General features: G+C 42.1%; 18 protein-coding genes. 3 read left to right on the top strand and 15 right to left on the bottom strand.

Features of this window, described 5'->3' with window-relative positions:
• Positions 1-197: 197 nt before the first annotated feature.
• Positions 198-3239 (top strand): T9SS type A sorting domain-containing protein, encoded by a 3042-nt coding sequence (locus G564_RS0106510; protein ID WP_029036951.1) that lies wholly within the window; start codon positions 198-200, stop codon positions 3237-3239.
• Positions 3236-3940 carry a fibronectin type III domain-containing protein gene (locus G564_RS19850; RefSeq protein WP_029036952.1) on the top strand — a complete coding sequence of 235 codons (705 nt, stop codon included), beginning with the start codon at positions 3236-3238 and terminating at the stop codon, positions 3938-3940. The genes G564_RS0106510 and G564_RS19850 overlap by 4 nt, the downstream gene beginning before the upstream one ends.
• Before the next feature lie 134 nt (positions 3941-4074).
• On the opposite strand, the gene G564_RS0106520 is transcribed toward G564_RS19850, so the two are convergent.
• The 9 genes from G564_RS0106520 to G564_RS18735 form a co-directional block, all read right to left on the bottom strand.
• Complete coding sequence (locus G564_RS0106520; protein ID WP_029036953.1) at positions 4075-6114, bottom strand: IPT/TIG domain-containing protein; 2040 nt, start codon at positions 6112-6114, stop codon at positions 4075-4077.
• On the bottom strand, positions 6115-7944 hold the full coding sequence (locus tag G564_RS0106525) for an IPT/TIG domain-containing protein (protein WP_084625592.1): 1830 nt from the start codon (positions 7942-7944) through the stop codon (positions 6115-6117). It lies immediately after the preceding gene.
• Positions 7945-8531: 587 nt separating this feature from the next.
• Positions 8532-9641, bottom strand: a complete 1110-nt coding sequence (locus tag G564_RS0106540) for an MBL fold metallo-hydrolase (RefSeq protein WP_029036956.1) — start codon at positions 9639-9641, stop codon at positions 8532-8534.
• A gap of 72 nt (positions 9642-9713) precedes the next feature.
• Complete coding sequence (locus G564_RS0106545; protein WP_029036957.1) at positions 9714-9965, bottom strand: hypothetical protein; 252 nt, start codon at positions 9963-9965, stop codon at positions 9714-9716.
• Positions 9943-10311, bottom strand: a complete 369-nt coding sequence (locus G564_RS0106550) for a hypothetical protein (RefSeq protein WP_029036958.1) — start codon at positions 10309-10311, stop codon at positions 9943-9945. The genes G564_RS0106545 and G564_RS0106550 overlap by 23 nt, the downstream gene beginning before the upstream one ends.
• A gap of 162 nt (positions 10312-10473) precedes the next feature.
• Entirely contained in the window at positions 10474-10896 is a 423-nt protein-coding gene (locus G564_RS18730) for a hypothetical protein (protein WP_051205343.1), read from the bottom strand.
• Positions 10897-10915: 19 nt separating this feature from the next.
• Positions 10916-12325, bottom strand: a complete 1410-nt coding sequence (locus G564_RS0106560) for an ATP-dependent DNA helicase (protein ID WP_245583666.1) — start codon at positions 12323-12325, stop codon at positions 10916-10918.
• Entirely contained in the window at positions 12312-12632 is a 321-nt protein-coding gene (locus tag G564_RS0106565) for a helix-turn-helix domain-containing protein (RefSeq protein ID WP_037373602.1), read from the bottom strand. The genes G564_RS0106560 and G564_RS0106565 overlap by 14 nt, the downstream gene beginning before the upstream one ends.
• Positions 12633-12901: 269 nt before the next feature.
• Positions 12902-13057: a hypothetical protein gene (locus tag G564_RS18735; protein ID WP_211224616.1), complete on the bottom strand. Its 156-nt coding sequence runs from the start codon at positions 13055-13057 to the stop codon at positions 12902-12904.
• A 225-nt stretch (positions 13058-13282) separates the two neighbouring features.
• On the opposite strand from G564_RS18735, the gene G564_RS0106575 reads away from it, so the two are divergent.
• The gene (locus tag G564_RS0106575) at positions 13283-14368 is read left to right on the top strand and encodes a Fic family protein (RefSeq protein ID WP_029036961.1); all 1086 of its coding nucleotides are present in this window, start codon (positions 13283-13285) and stop codon (positions 14366-14368) included.
• A gap of 278 nt (positions 14369-14646) precedes the next feature.
• Here the strand turns inward: G564_RS0106575 and G564_RS0106580 are convergent, their stop codons facing one another.
• The 6 genes from G564_RS0106580 to mnmE form a co-directional block, all read right to left on the bottom strand.
• Positions 14647-15768 (bottom strand): type I restriction enzyme endonuclease domain-containing protein, encoded by a 1122-nt coding sequence (locus G564_RS0106580; protein ID WP_029036962.1) that lies wholly within the window; start codon positions 15766-15768, stop codon positions 14647-14649.
• Positions 15765-16241 carry a hypothetical protein gene (locus G564_RS0106585; RefSeq protein WP_029036963.1) on the bottom strand — a complete coding sequence of 159 codons (477 nt, stop codon included), beginning with the start codon at positions 16239-16241 and terminating at the stop codon, positions 15765-15767. The genes G564_RS0106580 and G564_RS0106585 overlap by 4 nt, the downstream gene beginning before the upstream one ends.
• Positions 16242-16623: 382 nt before the next feature.
• The gene (locus G564_RS0106590; protein ID WP_029036964.1) at positions 16624-17607 is read right to left on the bottom strand and encodes a type II toxin-antitoxin system HipA family toxin; all 984 of its coding nucleotides are present in this window, start codon (positions 17605-17607) and stop codon (positions 16624-16626) included.
• A 7-nt stretch (positions 17608-17614) separates the two neighbouring features.
• Positions 17615-17935, bottom strand: coding sequence for a HipA N-terminal domain-containing protein (locus tag G564_RS0106595; RefSeq protein ID WP_029036965.1), 321 nt, complete (start codon positions 17933-17935; stop codon positions 17615-17617).
• Entirely contained in the window at positions 17932-18123 is a 192-nt protein-coding gene (locus G564_RS0106600; RefSeq protein WP_245583667.1) for a helix-turn-helix domain-containing protein, read from the bottom strand. The genes G564_RS0106595 and G564_RS0106600 overlap by 4 nt, the downstream gene beginning before the upstream one ends.
• A gap of 243 nt (positions 18124-18366) precedes the next feature.
• Positions 18367-19779: a tRNA uridine-5-carboxymethylaminomethyl(34) synthesis GTPase MnmE gene (mnmE, locus tag G564_RS0106605; RefSeq protein WP_029036967.1), complete on the bottom strand. Its 1413-nt coding sequence runs from the start codon at positions 19777-19779 to the stop codon at positions 18367-18369.
• Positions 19780-20027 lie beyond the last annotated feature (248 nt).

Raw genomic sequence — 20027 nt, forward strand, 5'->3', positions numbered from 1 at the left:
CAATCCCAATTCACCAATCCCTAATAAACCAATCCCTAATTAACCAGTTAACTATTCCCGATTCCCGAGTCTCGACTCTCGACCTCTCCAATCCCCAATCTCCAATCCCCAATCCCCAATCCCCAATCACCTCCTCCTTATTAAGAAAAATTTAGAAAATCCTGAGAATTTTCTATTTTTACTCAAACTTCTTCTTCATGAACAAAGCTTTACACTGCCTCGTAAGCTTTCTTGCTATAATTGCTTTTAGTCACGCCCAGGAGCCGGAATACCTCCAGCCTACACAACAGGTGACCTATGGGGATAGACAGCATACCAGCCGGGACGGCATCTTCCATTCCAAAATGAACTCCAGGGGTGAATTGATCATTGCCGGCTACACCGAACGCGATTTCACCTTTACAGATGTACTGCTGATGGCTCTTGATAGTGACCTGAATGTCATGTGGAGTGACAGACTCAGCTGGGACGGGATTTCATATGACTATCCCGTGGAGGTTTTAATTGACCTGGAAGATAACGTCTGGGTGGTGTCTAAGAACCTGTTCAATCACTACGTCCACTTTGTCATCACAAAGTATAATCCATCGGGTACAAAGCTCTGGGAATACAAATCTCCCGAACTTGTGGAAAGTGGAGCCCTGGTTTTAAATGAAAATCATTTTTTCTTCGATGAGGCCGGCTTTTTAAATTTTATATATGAAAAGGGGACGGTGTACGATGGCATGATGCCCGCATTATTCCGCATTTCTCCCACCGGAGAGGTTGCCAATGATGACCTGCTGGGATATCCGCCTTCGCTGCTCTACCTGTCCAACAACGGCTCTGCCTTTCATGGTTTGCACTACGTTTATGATCCCGCGGAAGAAATTTCTTATGTAAGGATCGATGCCCAAAACAAGGAAAAATACCTCCTGGACCTCTCCACTCATTTTGAGACCGGATTATCGGCCGTCCGCTATGGAGAGGGAAGCAGCACGACCGACAAAAAAGGAAATCTGCTCGTGGTAAAGGAGGGGGATTTCCACGACAGTACCGGATACCTGCACAAAAGTGTGGTAATTCTTTCCTTAGATCCTTCAGGAGAAGTGAACTACGCTGTAGATCAGGATCCCGACACGGATAAGTACCTGTTGGGCTTTACTATAACTTCAGACAATAATCTGCTGCTTCTTACCAATTCGCAGCCAATAAGCGTCGAAGATGAAGAACCCCTGCTTACCCTGGAAATATTTTCTGAAGAGGGCGAGCTCCTCTATTCCCGTATAAGTGAAAATGCTGTGGGGAATATGGCCAGTTTTACTGAAGATCGCATCCTGCTGCGTACGCTCTACGGAAAGATCCAGGTTTATGATCACCAGCTCAATTTGATTACCGAATATGCACCCGAGCCTCTAAATATCATTTTTGAGCCACAGGAACTTCATCTTATGGGAGGAGATCCCGTGCTCACCGGATTCACTGCAGACAAAAGATATCCGACTTCCGACTATTTCTCTGAACAAAACATCCTAATAAGAAAATTTGACCACAGCGGGCTTGCTGCTGCGTTGGGATATAACGGGGAAGGTACTTCTAAAGTGATGCCCCACGCAATGACAAAGGACGAAGCAGGGAATATAGTTGTTGCCTATGAAGAATTCCTGGGTCCAAGTAATATTTCCCTGGGTGGGTCAAGGCCTCCTAAAGAAAAGAAGATCAGGAAATATAGTCCTCAACTGGAACTCCTGGAGGAGAAACTTGTAGAAGATACCAATATATGGTCGGAGCCAAAAACTGAATTTACCGATAGCAACGGAAAGCTCAATTCCTATTTCATTTCTGAAGACAAGCAGTCTGTTGAATTTTATCTGGACGGGGCGCTTCAATGGACGCGCAGTTTAGAGTTGAGGTCTAATGAGGTGATCTTTAGTGGCATTCTGGATAAGGAGAACAATATGGTATTCGTTACCAACTGGCACACCTACGGTAGCACGGTTCACAAGCTTACTCCCCAAAATGAATATACTGCTTCTGTGTTTGGAGCATACATTACCGAATATGTAGTGCTAAGTAATAACTGGATCTTCACTTATACGCAGGGGGACGAAATAAAAGTAGCCGTGTATTCGCCTGAACTAAAACTAATAAGCGCTAAAGGTCTCGATCTTCATAAGGATACCTATGCATACTTAATGGAAAAGAACAACAAGATACTTCTTAATACCGTCTATCGCGACCTGGTAATGATCCTGGACCAGTATGGAAATGTGGAAGCTGAATTCAACCTGCAGGGACAACTGTACGGCAGCAATACCTTCTTTGATGAAACAGATGCCCTCATTGTTCATCATAATGTAGGAACAGGGATATACCTGGCTCACGGGCACCAGTGGTATCGTGGAGCTATTAGCCGCTATGAAAATATAAAGCCTTACCTGGAAAACAGCAACGGGGATAGTGACGGCGACGGAATTTCGGATTTTCTGGATCAATGTCCGGATACACCCCGGGGTACAGAAGTTGATGAAAATGGATGTACAGTTTTAAAATTGGATGCAGATCATTTTACACTGAAGGTGCGGAATGAAACCTGTCCCGGAAAGAATAATGGCCGTCTTGAAATAACCGCAAAAGAAGAAGGTAGTTATCTCATGGAAACAGGTGAGGAGACCTACCGTTTTACTACAGGTATGTCTATGGAAAGACTGGCTCCCGGTCCCTATGAGGTTTGTGTCTGGATGGAAGGGGAAGAGCAGACGAGACAGTGTTTCAATTTCACTATTGAAGGAGGACAACAGGTACAGGCGGTATCCACTCAAAAAGATATCTCCGGGAAAAAGGAGCTGGAAATAAATATTATTGAAGGTACTGCTCCTTTTCAGGTAAGGATAAACGGCCTTAATGTGGGAACTTTTTCTAATCCTGTTTTTGGACTGCAGGTAAATTCGGGAGACGAGGTGGAAGTGATCTCTGCGGTAGCTTGTGAGGGAGACTTTAAAGTGACCATAGATGCGGGGGAAGAGATCCTTTTTTATCCTAATCCTGTTATGGCTGAAGGTGAGATCATTTTTCCTGAAGTTCCTGCGGGAGATTTTCTGCTTGAAATATATAATGCTGCAGGGCAGCGTGTAAAATCCGGTTGGCAGGAAGCAGGCTTCAGAAAGATCAGTGTTCCCGCTGAAGATCTTGAACCCGGAATATACTATATAAGGCTCCACCTGAAGGAGATCAAAAATATTAAAATGATTAAGTCATGAAGATCAAATGGTACCTGCTAAATCTTTCAGCTTTGTTGATCCTTGCGGGCTGTAGCAAGGAAGAAACAGGATCTGAACCCCAACCCGGTCCGCCGAAACAGGTGAATATGCCACCCGCTGTCCCGGTGCAGGTATTTCCTGAGGACAAGTCCAACTGCAGTGCCCGTGATCTCGAGCTGCGTTGGGAAGCAGCTGTAGATCCGGAGGGAGATGCTGTTCAATACCTGTTACAGATCAGCAAGTATTCCAACTTTAGCATAATGGCTCACAATAGATCAACTTCAGCTTTACAGGAGAGAGTAGGGCTGGAAAGAGGGGTACTTTACTACTGGAGAATTCAGGCAGAGGACAATGCCGGAAAAAGTGATTTTTCACCTGTCCGCACCTTTTACACTGAACCCAATCTTTCTTATAACAGTGTTCCTTTTCAACCGGAACAAATAAGTCCCGGGAATGGTGCTTCAGTAGAAACATCTGTGGTATTGCTGGAATGGAGCGCAGTAGATCCCGATGGAGATAACCTGAGGTATGACCTCTATCTTGGCTCCGAAGATCCGCCACAACTGTTTAAGACCGAGCTCACTGAAAACCTTCTGGAAATAAACATTGAGCCCGAAACCCAATACTTTTGGAAGATAGTGGCCAAAGACAATTCCGGAGCCGAAGCAGTAGGGCAGGTGTGGACCTTCACGACTTTGTGAAAAAGGTTCAAGGTTTAAGATTCAAGATTCAAGGTTCAAGGTTCAAAGTTCAAGGTTTTATTGAATTTAAAAATTCCTTCAAACCTGTTATACCTTAAACAATAAACCTTATTCCTTTAAAAGCCCGCAACTCATTAAAGTCTGTCAAGATCTGCCTTGAAAAATTCTATTTTTGGATACATTGTAATTCCGAGATATACCGCATTTTCAAACCTCAAAGCGTAAGTTCCTTCAGGATAAATAAAATAGGTATAGTAGAATTCATTTACAGGATCTATGATGTTCCAGGCATTTGTGGCTGGATCGTATTCGAACGCCACCTGGTCGGGGTCACCTGTTAGTCCGCCTCCATAATATACATAAGCCTTACCACCGTACTCGAAGTAAGATATCCAGGTACGGGCTCCGGGGAAATCGGCCAGTCTTTTCCAGGTATTGGTAGCGGGAGAATATTTCCAGAAATCTTCATCTCCGGTAGTGGAAGCTCCATTCCCCAGATAAGCTTCTCCGTCAATAACGAAAACTGAAAGATCTGATCGTTCTCCATACTGCGGAAAGCTCGCAATCTGCTCCCATTGATCCAGGTTTATATCATAACTCCAAAAGTGGGATATAGGTTCCCTGTCCTGGTAACCTGATTCCATAAATCGGCCCAGTCCCATATAAAGCCTGTCTTTAATAGAAAAGATTGCAGGTAATCCTCTTTTTACACCCGGGAAATCTTCTCTTTCAATGAAGCTTTCGGTAGCGGGAAAGAACTCGTAGAAATCATGGGAATCCACAGAAAAATGAAAGAAGATCCTGCCACTTTCCCGATTTAAGATTATGTTGTAGTCATAGTTCTTGACTTCAGGTTTTGGATAAGCTACGTAGCTACTCGTCCAGGTTTCTGTAGTGGGATCCATTATATGCACCTTCCACCTGGTATATTCATTATCGGGTTCAAAGAGATAGGCTTTGTTGTTATGTACAAAGTGTTTATGACCACGGAATACACTGCCTGAGTTGATGCTGCTCTTCAACAACCATTTATCGCTAAGGATAAAATCTCCCTGGTAAACAATATTGTAATCCATAAGTTCTATGCGGACTTCGACATTTCTGTCCTCATAGGGCCCAATTGGAATCTGCACTTTCAGTTTTGTGCGGGAAGCTTCCAGAACTTCAGCCGGGAGATTGTCGAAAAATATCCTGATATCTTCCTTTATGCTGCTGAAGTTCTGCCCCGTGATCTCAATAGTTTCATAAGCCCGCGGGCCCGAAGGGAAACCTGTCATTTCAGGTTTTTTAATGGTCAATGCTTCCGGAAGAAAGGCTTCCTGTAGCTGGGTCTGAAGTTTCAGGTCCAAAGTGGATTTGGTTAATCCTTCAGGAATGACAAAACTAATGGAATCTCTGGAGGAACTAAGGATCTTCGCTTCTTTGTTGTCCAGTAATACTTTATTTCGTTTGTTGTCAAAATCGAAATTCTGTCCGTAAACTGTAAGAGTATCGCCCATCGCGAGGGAGTTTTGTGAGACCTTTTCTATGGAAGGCGGCAACAGGGAGAAGTCATTGTAATAGACTTTTTTACCATAGATTTCAACAGCCACGGGTGGATGGTGGCTCTCAAGAGTTTCCGGAACTATACTTTTGATAAGTGTGTCATTGGAAAATATTACTCTGCCCGATGCATTTCCGAAGTACACCTTTGTATATTGTAGATTCTCTGAAAAATATTTCCCGCTTATGGTGACGGTATCCATGATGAGTGACCTGTTCATTGCGCTAACTTCGGGTGCCCTGCTTCCAAGGGACACGAAACTTTCAGTTTCACTGAACAATATTTTGTCTTCGCTGAATTTCACATAAGCTCTAACCTGATATTCGGCATTGTAAATAAAACCAGATTCAGATTCTCCAAGCATTCGGCTCCCGGATATGGTTCCGGTTATTTTCTGTGAATTTTGTTCTGAAGGGATCCCATATCGAGAAACAAGAAATCCTTTTTCATACACGCCTAGTTTTGAACTTCCCGTGTAGGTGGCTTCGAGTTTTACACCTCCGGTTTCTTTCACCTCGAGATCAGTAAGTTCCAGGACTTCTTTTTCTTCGACAACTTCAGCCGGACTATCTGCTTCGCATGCCGATAAAAATATTATGCTGAGGAGCAGGATGAATTTTAACTTATTCATTTATTTAAAATTAGAAAGTTCGGTACGCAGAATGGCGTGGTCATATCTTAAGAAAGGAGCACCATCAGGTGCATAGTTGTTCAGATACCCCACAAAATAGACATAATCGCCATGGATGAACATGGTTTCATGACCTGTACCATAGGTTTTGAGCTTTAGATCCTCTCTTCTTGTCCAATGATCTGAAGGAATATCATATTCCCAGAAATCATTGCCTAAGTAATTGAAAAAGTATCCTTTGCCACCTGTTTGCACGTTAATAGCATCGGTGGCAGGATTTGGCAGATCATTTTTCCTGGTCCAGGTTTCATTTGATGAAAATTCCCAGACATCATATGCATATTCATAACCATTAGCAATAACTACTGAATTTGCTTTCCGAAAAACGCTGGCTCCAAATCTTGGATTCATATTATCAACGTCGGGCATTGGATCTATTTCAGTCCAGGTATCTGCTCCCGGTTCATATCTCCAGAGAGCTTTGTTTATAATCTGATCTGGATCCTGAAAAAATCCCAGACCGTAATAAAAGTTTCCGTTGAGATGGAAACCTGTTCCGTAATGCAGCACCCTGTCAGCCGGGAAATCTTTCATCGCCACCAGTTCTCCTGTTTGCAGATTGAATTTGAAGAAATTCTCTGTCTTCCGTTGGATATAGATAAATACATTATTGGTTCCTTCCTGAGGATAAAATTCGAGTACCTCGCCGAATTCCATTAATTCCGAAGGAATTGGAAGATCGATCTCTTCCCAGTGATCTGTGTCCGGTGTATATTTATATAAAATGTTATTAATAGGGGAGTAGTTCCCATTGTCTCTGAAAACATTGAAATAAAAAGCATCATTAGCTTTAAAACTCCAGCGGGTGATGGTACCAACAGATGCCGATCCTCCCGTGATCTCCCGATCCTTTTTAAAACTATACATATACCAGGTGCTTGTTATATCAAGATCAACAGGTGGAATTATTTCCTTTTCGAAAAGTTTAATTTTCAGCTCATCAATTTTACGCGATTTGTAGGGTCCCAACGGGATGCGAACCTGTAGGGAGTCCCGGTAAGCTTCTACAACCTCTGCTTTAAGCCCCTGTATATGCACTTCATGAAGGTTTGCTCTCCCCGGATAAAAATAGGAGCCATAAATACTTATCACTTCGCCTATCTCTACTGAAGTTTTGGAAAAGCCTGAAACTGAAGGAGGCTGGATCTTTAAGCCGGCATCCATCTTTGCCTGCTGTTGTTGCGCTTTTACGAGCACATCATATTCATATTCACTGAATTGATAGGGAAGCTTAAAAACTATAGAATCGCGGCTGTGACTTATTACAGGAACATCCTGCTCATTCAGATAAAGGATATTATTATTCTGATAAGGAAAAATAAGCAGGTGCTTGCCATAAAGCACTATAGTGTCATTAAAGGCGAACATGCCGGGAATGGAATCAATGACAGGGGCATAGAGTTCATACGGATTTATAAGGATCTTCTCTTCATTCTTATTTTTAAGTTTCAGCTGAAAGTCGGCAGGATCATAAGAAGCAAATGGGATCTTGAATTTAATCACACTATCATTTAGAAGAAGGGGCATTACCAGTTTATTCGGTAGCAACACAGAAAGGTCCCTTGTGAAATTTTTGCCTTTAATGGTGATGGTGTCCCCAATATCGTTCATGGCAGGAAATACTTCTGTTACCACCATTGGTTCTGCTTCCGGCTCAGGTGTAACTACAGGTTCTGTGGGTGGAGGAGTGGTGGGAGGAGCGGGGGAATCTTCCGGTTCACAGGAGAAGAAGGCAAAACAAAAAGACAGGAATAAAATGTATTTTTTCATAGGTTAGGAAGGGTAGTGATTGTTGGTGACGGAGCAGTCATCTCCGTACTTAAGGGGCGGAAATGAAACAAATGATATTTATTATTGTGATGGTAGAGATAATCGGAATGGTAGACAGCAAGGGTTATAAATAACCCTGTGACTGCAATACCTTCAGGAGGCGCAGAAATTTCTCCGGAACATATATGTTCAGGAAAGTCCGGAGGAAAAAATGTTAAATTCATTACCTAATACCCTTGCCGGAACAATTCATTAAAGAAATCGACCGGAATTAATTTTCAGATAATTCTTGTAGGGTAGAATCGTACTGAAGCAAAGCTCCAATATTACTCATTTGTCTGAGAAAGAGAAAGGATTTTGCTCAGTATTTTAAGAAAATTTTAAGGAGTCTTGAAGGGAAAAATTTCCATTCACTGATCACCATCACTAATCACTAATCACTAATCACCAATCACCAATCACCATTCACCAATTACCAATCACCAATCACCACAACAGAGAAGAAAGCTTCAACTTTTTGGAGCAGTGATAAGGCACCTGGGTTTTACCTGTTGGAGGAAATTAACATGAAACCAAAAACAATACCTTTATGGTGATATCCACCATCTTGTTGTGGGAGTTATTCCCGGGATCACCTTTTCCCCCATAACAGGTGTGATAATTTCTAAATTATTTTCTGCGGCCAGGTCTGCCACAATAGCAATAGATTCATCCCAGGGATGTAGCGCCAGATCAAAGGTCGAGAAATGAATAGGGAACAGAAGCCTGGTATTCAGATCACGACAGGCATCGATTACCTCCTCCGGAAAGAGGTGAGTGTTTGGCCATCCTTTATTCCATCCATCTATCTCAATAAACGCCAGATCAAAGGGACCGTACTTGCGGCCTATTTCCTTAAAATGTTCGCTATAACCTGTATCTCCACTCCAATACAAATTCTTATTTTTTCCTTTTATAACGTAGGATGCCCACAAAGTTTTATTTCTGTCGTTATAACTTCTTCCTGAATAATGTACAGTTGGTGCAGCGGTTATGCTCAGGGTGCCATGGGTTGCAATTTCATCCCAGCCCAGCTCTGTGATCTTATCCTTTGGAACACCCCAGCCCTTCATTCTGGCTCCTACGGCTAAGGGTGCAATGAACTGAATGTCTTTATCTGCCAAAAAAGCTATGGTTTCTTTTTCGAGGTGGTCATAATGATCATGGGTGATCAACACGATGTCAATATCAGGCATTTCTTCCCGCTGCAAAGGAGATACACTCATACGTTTGGCAATAACAGGTAAAGGACCGGCATTATCGAACACGGGATCGATTAGAATTCTGTACCCGTCAAGCTCAATGATCGCGGAGGAATGTCCTAACCAGTAAGCAGCATAGGCAGAAGGTTTTTCCGAAAAGTCCTTCTTTGTAAGATCGTACTTAGGCAGTTCAAAGTCGGGGGCATTAGGCGATGTTCCGAAGAACCTTCGAAACCCGGGATCGCCTCCGGTGGTTTGTTCAGGATTGGAAATGATCTCCTGCGGACTTATGAATTCATCTTTTACGGGGGAATAATAGGAATGTTTGGAATATTCCCCTTGCCGCACGTCAACAGAATCAATTCTGCCGATCTGGCTATTTAGAGTGTAAGCGGTTCCGCCAAACAGGAGGAGCATTACTATAGCTAAAAAGCTTATAATATATTTTCTCTTCAATTTGAGATATAATTTTTGTGCAATAAACAATAGTCAATTACCAATGTACAATAAACAATAAAGAATCCCGAATTAAGGAATCCCCAAATAACCTTTTCCCATTTCCTCAATCGGCGGACAAGCATCCGACGTCCAGTAGATCTCATTAAAGGTTTTGCAGAATTTGATTGTGTGTTCCCACTCTTCAGCCTTGAATCGTATATCGTGATCTGGCCAGCTCATGATGTAGGGAATAACGAGGTCTTCCTTTTCCCTGTACCACTCCAGCCAGAACAACAGGAATTTTTCACTGCCTAAATTTTCATTCTTTTTTAGCCACTGCATCAGGGCCGGGGGGATCATCTTTTACCTGCTCAAAAATGGCATTTTCCTCTTTGAAATATTTTTCATGTTCATAGAGCTCTACCACGTCCTCCAGACTGGAATATAAGGAGCTAAGCCTGCTTTCCGGCGCATCCCAGCAACATTCACAACCCATGCCGTCTATACAGGAGCCCACATGCCGGTGATCATGGCTGTACTCGTAAAGCTCTTCATACTTAAGGATCCACCACGTGATCTTTGGGACGTTATAAAAACCGTCCTTTTTTAAACTTTCAAAAAGCTCGAAGGCTTCTTCTATTTCTCGCAGATACAGGTTGCGGTGGGGATGAACGGTGGATGTACTCATTGTGCGATATTCTCCATCAGTGTTGTCCGATTAAATTAATCAGATATTTTATGTGGTTTACAGGTTAAAAACTGGGTTTCTTTTTTTCCAATTAATATTTTAATTCATATGGTTTTTAGTTTCATCGAAAGCTGTCTTGACTCTAGATTCCTGCAAGCGGTCTTAGGTCTTTTTATTATCAATCAGGTATTCATCTATTTTTTTGCCCTCTTCAAAGACCAAAAAATGATCCTTTTCATATAGACTTTCATATTCCAAATGTACATACTCCAGCAGTTCTCCTTTTTCGATCTTAATAATACCCGTAAACCAGTCGGCAAATACCTTTTTTTGATCCGGGAACAGATCCTTTAGATCCATGGGCATGGTCTCTCCCTCCAAACCTTCGAAATTGCCGTTGAAGTCAATGAGGTACAGTTTTTCATCTTTCAATTGCCAGGTGCCAAAATAGCCCCGCCAGCAGGCGGTGTGAAAAGGTTCAAATCTTAGGTGTGGATTTTTCTTCAGAAACAGCTCTAAAGGTTCTGTTGCCATTTGTTCCTCTTTGCCGTTGATGTAGATAATCTCTCTTGCCTGGGCGGTCATGATGGTGGTCGATTAGTTTTTAATATAAAATAAGTTCTTCCTTCGCTCTCGTAATCGCTGTATATTGGTATCGCAGCGTCGGCATATAGAATTCATTGATATAAACCTTGTTCCATTCGCCACCCTGTGCCTTATGACAGGTGATAGAATAACCATAGGTGGCCCTGATCGCCCCTACATATTTATCATCCCACGGAGCACCCGATTTCTGATACCTTTTGTTAGCTCTGAACCTTTCAGAACGCAGCCGGCGTTCCTGTTCCGCTTTCAATCCTTTTGGATGAGTGATACATTCCAGCAGGAGGACGTCGTCAATGATCTCGTCCTCATCCTTAAGATTTTTATACTTCAGTTTCACGGGAGCAAAGCTGAGGCCTGAGACTAATTCTATCTTATCAAGATCTACGTCCAGGATCACCACATGATCTCCGCTGTATAACTCCTTTTGACCGCGGCGCCAGGTCTGGGTAACCAGCAAAAGATCTTCATTGATAACCAGGGGCACTTTCCTTCCGAAGCGATAAGTCCGCACCATTTCATTAAAAACCCGGTTCATGTTATGACTTGCAGCTATGGAGATGCTGTGTTCGTAGCCGTGCTTATTAAATTCAGAAATATAATTGAGCGCAGCAGTTCTCATGGGTTGCCGGTCAATATCGGTCAGCTCTTCCGCAGGCATTTCATTGTCTATTGATTCCCGAAGTGTAACTGCATTTTTGAGGATGTAGCTATCCTTCTGTTGTCGTTTTACTTCTGTAAGTTGATAGGCGGTTCCCTCCAGATTATACTTCTCCACAAGATATTCTCTTGATAAGGCTTTTGAGAAATCCTCATGAATAGGAGGAAGCTGATTGCGATCACCCAACAAGATCATTTTATTCAGGGGATTGCCGTCTTTTACAAATTTAACCAGATCGTTTAAAAGGGAATTAGTACTCACAAACAGACTGGCTTCATCATTTGTAACAATGGTCGAGATCATGGAAGCTTCATCAAGAAGGTAAATAGTGTAATCCTTAATGGGATTGGGTTTTAATTTGAACACTACTTCCCCTGTCTGCGGACTCGCCACAGAATTGTAGATCAAAGAATGTATAGTGGAACTCGTGGCTCCTGATTTTTTTCCAAGTATCCTCGCAGCCCTTCCTGTGGGAGCGGCAATTTTGTATTTGATGTCTACGGAATTCAGGTACTTGATCAATGCTGTGGTGATGGAAGTCTTTCCTGTCCCGGCGGCACCGCTCAGGATGAGGAAATCCTGCATATTGGTAGAATCCACCAGTTCTGCCATGGCCAGGAGGGCGGTTTCCTGCTCGGAAGTAGGGGATTGGAACTCCAGGAAATTTAATATGGATTTTGCTGTGGTCTTTTTGGGAAGGGGCTGAGTATCCATAATTTCTGTGTATTGATTCTCCTCAATTTTCTTCATGTATTTCAATCGCAAGAAGATCTATTTCAAGTGCCTCTTCAATCCTGCTCAAAGTCTCAAGAGTAAAATTTTCTTTTCCTTTTACCCATTTATTCACCTGCTGCGGAGAAACCTTCATCATTGCTGCCAATTCCTTCTGGGTTTTCTTTTGTTCCCTTAGGGCACGAAGGATCCTGAAAGCGATCTTCTGAGACTTTCTTATCCAGGTTTTATTTTCATTTCTCCATTGGACCTCTTTTTTCCAGGCTCCCGGATCCGGCTTTACAATTGACTGGAGTTTTTCTATGGCTTCTTCCTTCTTGTTCATCTTTTTAGCTGTTTCACTACTACTAAATTTATAACTATTTCAGTAAAATTAAGCTGTGAGTTTATTTTAAATTTTCCACCTTTTGAAAACAGTCTGAAGGGTCATTATAGTAACAGGTTGTTGAAACAGTCCTGCAGGGGCGTAATAAGTGCAAATCCCGTGAAGCGGGATGAATCAAGAAGGAAACTGTCAAGAAACCCTAAAAGGGCGTGATATTCAGTCATTCACAATATTTATTCGCAAACATACTTCTCGTCATATTCGACATACTAATTTTTCAAATAAGTCTGGTATTCTTCCTGAAATGTTTTCTTGCGATGATGCTCATACTGATTAGCGTGGTATGCAAAAACTCTGTCAATTTCAGAAGGGTTTACCGAAAATGCCTCATATCCATCCTGCCAATAGAAGTTTGGATATCCCACTCCTTTGGTTTTAATTCATTTAAAGGAATGGGATTTTAATTCGTCCAGAAGTTTTATCAGAGTTATCTTTTTTGAAAGCATGCAGAGGATCTTTTGCGATTGGCTTCACTCATCTTTCGTGTATGGCGACGGAAGTAAATATTACTCTCAAAAAAGATACGAAGGTAAATATTAGCTATATTTACTCTTGTTGGAATAACAACAGTAATTTTTACCTCTGTATCTATGAAAGATTTTAACAGAAATGAGCCTTACAATAATTTGCCCTTGTTGCCACCAAAAGCTTCATTAGAAACAACATCGGTACTGCGCAAAACGATAGAAGCCAGCAGGGCATTGGCAAAATTAAATGGAATGCTCATGAATTTACCCAATCCCACTTTATTCCTGGACACTATTCATTTACAGGAAGCTAAAGCCAGTTCTGAAATTGAAAACATCATCACGACAAATGACGATTTGTATAAGGCTATTGTGGCAGATAAAACATTTGACAAGCCTTCAACCAGGGAAGTAATCAGTTACAAAGAAGCATTATGGCAAGGCTTAAAAACTATTGACAACAAACCTTTTATAACTACCAATTTGTGCGTTGAGATTGTTCAAATTATAAAGAAAAATACGGCAGGAATAAGGACCACTCCTGGCACCAGTCTTAAAAATCCGCAAGGAGAAATTATATATACCCCACCCTCCGGAGAATTGGTGTTACGAGATAAATTAGCCAATCTTGAAAGGTTTTTAAACGAAAAAGATACCCTCGACCCCTTGATTAAGATGGCAATAATGCACTACCAATTCGAAGCGATTCACCCATTTACTGACGGAAATGGTCGAACAGGACGTATTTTGCTATTACTCTATTTAAAAATCGAAAAACTTTTAGATATTCCGGCATTATATCTCAGTGAATATATTATTAAAAACAAATCAGATTACTATTCGAAATTACGCCAGGTAACCGAAAATGATGACTGGGAAGAATGGATTTTGTATATGCTTGAAATGATCTCTTATACGGCAAATAAAGGATTGAAACTTTTAAATCAAGTGAATGGGTTGATGCAAACTTTTACCGATGAAGTAAAGGAGACGCTACCAAAGGTATATTCTAAAGATTTAATAGAAATACTTTTCAAACTACCCTATACAAAACGTCAGTACTTAATCGATGCTGGTTTAGGAACCCCAAAAACTGTAGGAAATTATTTGAATGAATTGGAGAAGGCCGGATTCTTAACCTCTGAAAAAGTTGGGAAAGAAAAACTGTATCTTAATTACAAGTTGATGGAAATATTGGAGAAATCCTGAATATAGCTTTGAAGGGGGGCGATAAGGAATTGTATCGAGAACACACGAGGGAGTTGTGTCTTCCTAACCTGTTCTCGATATTTTTTTTCTTTCCGCTATCGCTCCAGAAAAAAACACCTGCCTGCCGGCAGGCAGGCTCGAACTGACGTGCAGTGGTCGTCGTCACGGATTGCAAATCCGCGCCAACGGATTCCTGCGTGCTGACATTCCTCTTTCCACTTTCCTCTTTCCGCTTTTTAACCCTCAATTTTGAATCTTAAATTTTGAATTTTGAATCCTCACGCCTCCAAAGGCCAATCCCTATACTGCCCCTCGGCCTGCTCAATCACCTCCTTCAACAAATTATCCAGCTCAGAAAATGGTACTTTACCCCGTAATTCTTTTTTCACCGCCAGCCGAATGGCGGCGCGGGCGTCTTCTTTTTTGGTCCAGTCGAGCTGGAGGTTTTTCTTGACGGAGTCTACTACCGTATGCACCAGGTCCTGGATGGGACCGCTTTGATTGAGGAGCTTTTCGTTGGCACTAAACAGGTCGTAAAAAGCCAGTTCGTCTTCGGTTAAACCGAGTTGTCTGGTCCTGATGTCATCCTGCTGAAATTCATTAGCGATATCCAGCAAATGCTTGATGGCGGCAATGGAATCCAGGGAATTCCGGTGGTAGTTGCTCAGCACTTTTTCCAGCTCGTCTTTCAGCTTGCGCATTCGGCGGATGTTCTTTGGCATTCGCACCCTTATCTCGTCATTGATGATCCTGCGCAGCAATTCGACTTTGATGTTCTCGTCGCCTTTTTCCTTTACAATGGCCTGGAAGCGATCGTCTACGATGGATATATCGATCTTATCCAGGTTGTACATTTTTGCCAGGTCCACAATTTCCTGTGATTCCAGTGATTTGCTGATCAGGTCTTTTATCTTGTCGTTCTTTTCCCTGCGCGGACCGGGAGGGAATTTGATCTTTCTTATGAGCTGCCTGATCTTCTGGATGATCGCCAGCTCTTCCTGAATCTCCCAGATTCGCGGATCTGAACTAGTCATCGCAACCAGTTCGGCCAGCTTCCGCTCTTCGAGCAAAAAAGCATCGGTAACGACATCAGACTTTAAAAGGCTGTTCACTTTACTGTTGCACCATTTCAATCTGTCCATTTCGGTCATTGAATTGACTGTTTCCGCATCAAAATCACCAATCATATCTTTCACTTTCTCAAATTGCTCCAGGCAAATTTTCACAGCGGCTTCAAGATCCAAAGTGGGTTTGCCTTCTCCGCCTCTGGCGGTGTATTTTTTGGTGGCTTCGGCAAGGAAGCCGGAAATGCCTATAAAATCCATTACGAGTCCATTGGGTTTGTCCTTGAAAACCCGGTTCACTCTTGCAATGGCCTGCATCAGGTTATGGCCTTTCATGATCTTATCCGGTGTTTTTTGAGCGCTTTAAATGAGATGACCGCGTAGAAACCGAGGTGGCAGAATTTAAATATTCCCAATAAAATTGCAAACAGGGATCCATAAATTTCCTGCAGATCTATGGTTCCGGAAGTGCCGTTAAAGCTATAGTAATAAAAGACGGTGAAGATGGGAATATATAAAAAGAATGCACTGTAATGTCTAAAGAAATCCCTGAAATTCAGACGCCGTAAAAAGCTCCGGATGTAAAGGTAAAGCGTAGGTCCAAGCAGTAATAACAGAGGATCCACTAAAAAAGAGCCAATAGGTTCTCCAAGCAGTTCATTGATGAAGGTTCCTGAAATTATTATGGACACCAGGAGGACAAACATTCCAATAAGCCATGCGTTATTCTTCTTGCTTCCCGACTTGTAGAATAGCAATAACGACAAGATGAAGCCCTGGCTGATGCCTGCGATAATAAAAAAGTTCATAGCACTGTAAAAACAACTATGGCAGCACTGAAGAAGAAGGCACCACTTTTAAAATCACTCTTCCAAGACGATAATTGTATTTTCCGGGCGGAACGTACCATCTACCGTCTATCACTAATGACTACTTCCCCAATACATTATTTGACTTTTCCCTATACATGCGGTGTGACAAACGAAGGTACAAGAAGGTACATAAAACTGACAGGGGAATTCATGTTTTAAAATCGCCAAAAATTTCATGGTATTCTCGCTAATTCTCTCCCATCATACTGGTTAAATTTTTTTTCTGCTTTAAGGTTTTTTTTATCGCTCCAGGTGAAGCCTTGAACTATTTAGAAGGAAGAAGAACAAGCAATTTGTGGCCACCAATTAACAGATTGATTTACGAATTAATTTTTTGCAGTTGCTTCAAACGATAATGGTAATCCTGGATATAATTTCGCTGGGTAGATTTCTCCAAAAAGGAAGCATTGCTCAACTCGACGATTTCTTCCGAACTTTCCAGCATGCTCGCCATAATTTGATTAAACTGCTTTGGTTTGATTTCCACCTGTTCTGCCAAAATTTTAAATTGTCCGGCAATAGTGGTTTGTGCCATGTGTTTGGGCAACAAGCCCTCCTCCAGGGCGAAATTGCTATCATCTACATGAATTCGGGTATTGAGTAAATCATAAGCTGGGCTTAACCGGTGATCCCCCATAGGTGTTTCAAGAATAGCGAAATTTTTTAAATGAGCGTCACCGTTGGAAAACAGATAATTAAACACCAAAAGTTTAAATAATTTGGGCGTTTCGATACGATAAGCCGGAAGGAACTTTTTCATCAGTTCAAATAATTCGAGGTAATTTCCTTCATATTTATAATGTTCGCCATGGGTTTGAGGCGTTTTACCGGCAAGGGTGGCAAAATCTTCTTTGGCTTTTTTCGAGCCATCTGGTTTTACATCAAACCGTTTGGTAATGTAGGCGGGAGCTTCATTTTGGAAAAAGATGAGTGCATTTTCTGCAGTTTCAATATTGAATATTTGGCGGGCAATCTGCATGGTTAAATGCTCATTAGCGGGCATTTGATCGCGTTTCCTACCAAAATGTGGAATAGGTTTCAATATATGAGTGCCTTGCTCTCCTTCTTTGATGAGACGTAGCTTGTTTTTTTCCAGAAGTACTGAGAATTTTTCCTGTACTCCGGATATTGAAATACGCTGTTGATTGTCTTCAAAAAGTTTATCTGTTTGTTGGTTGGAGTTCGGTGCTTCATATGGTAACACATGAGAAACCTTACGACCATCAAAAACATGTTTTAAGCAGGTTCTGCTATATGTACTGAATCCTTCTGCCAATGTTCCTGGACAATGATTTACTTTCATTTAAATTTTATTTTTTTTTAACTGTAACAGCTCCTACCGTGTCATATCGGGCCGTAGCCATAAGAATCCCAAAGTAGTCATCGGTGTCCAGTCGATTTGCCTTACATACACTTAGTCGATTGGTTCCTTCCGGAAGCATATTGTAAAAAAAAGGGAATAGGTATTCAGCGTGATATTCCGGTTGGGATCGGGGTAGGGTAAGACTAATAGATGGATTTGCCGGATCTGCCAGCCATGCTTTCAGATATCGGAAGGTAAAGCTTCCGTCGTCATGCTGTTCTAATATACCTGCTTCCTCTCCTTTATAGAATATATTAGCTTGCCTCATTCAGAACTTGCATTTTTAATTTGTAAGGTGATTTCCAGTCCCAGGATTTCCGAAATTTTTTGTAATGATTGGAGGGTAGGGTTAGCCTGCCCGGTTTCTATCTTATATAAAGTATTGATCCCAATATCAGCCATATCGGCTAATTGTCTTTGGGTAATGCGCAAATGATCCCGGCGCTGTTGAATCATTTGGCCTATTTTCTCTATCGCTTCCATTTAATAATCTTTAGCTCTAAATCCACATTCTGTTGTGGAATAAAGAAGCAAATTTATGAATAAGGGCAAAAGTACATTAAAATCCACACTTAAATGTGAAATTTTGAGTATTAATACCTGCTTGTTAAAAAAGTACAGGTAAATACACAATATAATGTGGTTTTCACTGCAAGTTTACTGTTTAGAAGGTTATTAACCGTTTTCAGATTTTACGAATTAACAAATTCTACTCCCAATACAAAAATTCGCAAAGATATTCCCCAGCAGATCGTCATTGGTAATTTCCCCTGTGATCTCCCCAAAGTAGTGCAATGCTTCGCGGATATCGATAGCCAGCAGGTCGCCGGAAAGATTATTGTTCAATCCATCCTGTACCTTGTTGATCTCTTCCAAAGCGCTGAGCAGCGCGTTGTAATGTCGGCTGTTGGTGACGATGGTGTTATTGTTCCGGAGTTCACCGGTGTTCACGAATTGCAGCAGTTTTTGCTGGAGTTCTTCGACGCCTTCGCCGCTCTTGGCGGAGATAGGCAGGTAAGAAGAGCCTTCGACGGAGCTCAGGCTGACGTTTAGTTCCTCAATTTGAGCGTCTGATAATCGATCAACTTTGTTGGCTACAATAATTAAAGGCTTTTGCGGGAACTGATTTTTAATTTTTTCAATTTCGACCTTGAACTTTGAATCTTGAACCTCGAACTTTTCTGCGTCAAGCAGAAAGACCACAACCTGCGCCTGACTGATCTTTTCAAAGGTCCGTTTGATCCCGATGCTTTCCACCACATCTTCTGTTTCCCGGATCCCGGCGGTGTCAATAAACCTGAAGCCTATCCCTCCAATGGAGATCTCATCTTCAATAGTGTCCCTGGTTGTTCCCGCTATCTCTGAGACTATGGCGCGTTCCTCGTTTAAAAGAGCATTCAGTAATGTTGATTTTCCCACGTTAGGTTCCCCGACAATAGCCACCGGAATTCCGTTTTTCAGCACATTACCCACAGCAAAGGAATCGATAAGCCTCTTAAGGACATTTTGTATTCGGCTGACCAGGTTTTGGAATTCATCCCGGTTGGCGAACTCTACATCTTCTTCAGCAAAGTCCAGTTCCAGCTCGATAAGCGAAGCGAAGTTCAGCAGTTCCTGTCGCAGCTTCTGAATCTCATTGGAGAATCCGCCGCGCATTTGCTGCATGGCCATCTGGTGGCTCGCCTGATTCTCGGAAGAGATAAGGTCGGCCACTGCTTCTGCCTGACTAAGATCCATCTTTCCGTTAAGGAATGCACGCAGGGTAAATTCTCCCGCTTCGGCAGAACGACAACCTTTACGAATGAGCAACTGAATAATCTCCTGCTGAATATACGGACTCCCGTGACAGGAAATTTCAATAGTGTTTTCGCCGGTATAGGATTTGGGTCCGTGGAAAACAGAGACCAGCACCTCGTCCAGGATGCGTTCTCCATCGATAATATTCCCCAGGTGCAGCGTATGAGAAGGCTGCTCCAAAAGGCCTTTTTTGCTCTTCGCTTTAAAAACCGGCGCTACCAGCTTCACCGCATCGGGACCCGATACCCGTATCACCGCAATAGCCCCCGCACCCGAAGGCGTTGCAAGAGCTACGATGTTGTCGTTTAATTTCATTTTGCGAAGATAATAAATCCCTTACGTCTTTGCGAGGGAAGGCATAGCCGGACCGCGGTAATCACATTCTTAAGATCATGGCTGCTCCTCCGAATAAAAAAAGAAAAGCAGTAAAAACCATCAGCAGATTGTTTCAGTCGCAAAAAGGCTCCTTCGCAAAGACGTACGTGAGAAAATTCTCTTCAAAAAAAGCATAAATTACTGTAACAATGATGAATTATACTCGTCTTTTTAGTACCTTGCAATAC

Origin of the sequence: Salinimicrobium xinjiangense DSM 19287 (assembly GCF_000423585.1) — a bacterium.
Lineage (GTDB): Bacteria > Bacteroidota > Bacteroidia > Flavobacteriales > Flavobacteriaceae > Salinimicrobium > Salinimicrobium xinjiangense.

Excerpts from the sequence above, each read along its gene's own strand:
- G564_RS0106510 (WP_029036951.1), top strand. The coding sequence starts at position 198 with ATGAACAAAGCTTTACACTGCCTCGTAAGCTTTCTTGCTATAATTGCT.
- G564_RS0106565 (WP_037373602.1), bottom strand. The coding sequence starts at position 12,632 with ATGAACAAGAAGGAAGAAGCCATAGAAAAACTCCAGTCAATTGTAAAG.
- mnmE (WP_029036967.1), bottom strand. The coding sequence starts at position 19,779 with ATGAAATTAAACGACAACATCGTAGCTCTTGCAACGCCTTCGGGTGCG.
- G564_RS0106550 (WP_029036958.1), bottom strand. The coding sequence starts at position 10,311 with ATGAGTACATCCACCGTTCATCCCCACCGCAACCTGTATCTGCGAGAA.
- G564_RS0106525 (WP_084625592.1), bottom strand. The coding sequence starts at position 7,944 with ATGAAAAAATACATTTTATTCCTGTCTTTTTGTTTTGCCTTCTTCTCC.
- G564_RS18730 (WP_051205343.1), bottom strand. The coding sequence starts at position 10,896 with ATGACCGCCCAGGCAAGAGAGATTATCTACATCAACGGCAAAGAGGAA.
- G564_RS0106600 (WP_245583667.1), bottom strand. The coding sequence starts at position 18,123 with ATGATTCAACAGCGCCGGGATCATTTGCGCATTACCCAAAGACAATTA.
- G564_RS0106580 (WP_029036962.1), bottom strand. The coding sequence starts at position 15,768 with ATGAAAGGCCATAACCTGATGCAGGCCATTGCAAGAGTGAACCGGGTT.
- G564_RS0106585 (WP_029036963.1), bottom strand. The coding sequence starts at position 16,241 with ATGAACTTTTTTATTATCGCAGGCATCAGCCAGGGCTTCATCTTGTCG.
- G564_RS0106560 (WP_245583666.1), bottom strand. The coding sequence starts at position 12,325 with ATGAAGAAAATTGAGGAGAATCAATACACAGAAATTATGGATACTCAG.
- G564_RS0106595 (WP_029036965.1), bottom strand. The coding sequence starts at position 17,935 with ATGAGGCAAGCTAATATATTCTATAAAGGAGAGGAAGCAGGTATATTA.
- G564_RS0106590 (WP_029036964.1), bottom strand. The coding sequence starts at position 17,607 with ATGAAAGTAAATCATTGTCCAGGAACATTGGCAGAAGGATTCAGTACA.
- G564_RS19850 (WP_029036952.1), top strand. The coding sequence starts at position 3,236 with ATGAAGATCAAATGGTACCTGCTAAATCTTTCAGCTTTGTTGATCCTT.
- G564_RS0106545 (WP_029036957.1), bottom strand. The coding sequence starts at position 9,965 with ATGCAGTGGCTAAAAAAGAATGAAAATTTAGGCAGTGAAAAATTCCTG.
- G564_RS0106575 (WP_029036961.1), top strand. The coding sequence starts at position 13,283 with ATGAAAGATTTTAACAGAAATGAGCCTTACAATAATTTGCCCTTGTTG.
- G564_RS0106520 (WP_029036953.1), bottom strand. The coding sequence starts at position 6,114 with ATGAATAAGTTAAAATTCATCCTGCTCCTCAGCATAATATTTTTATCG.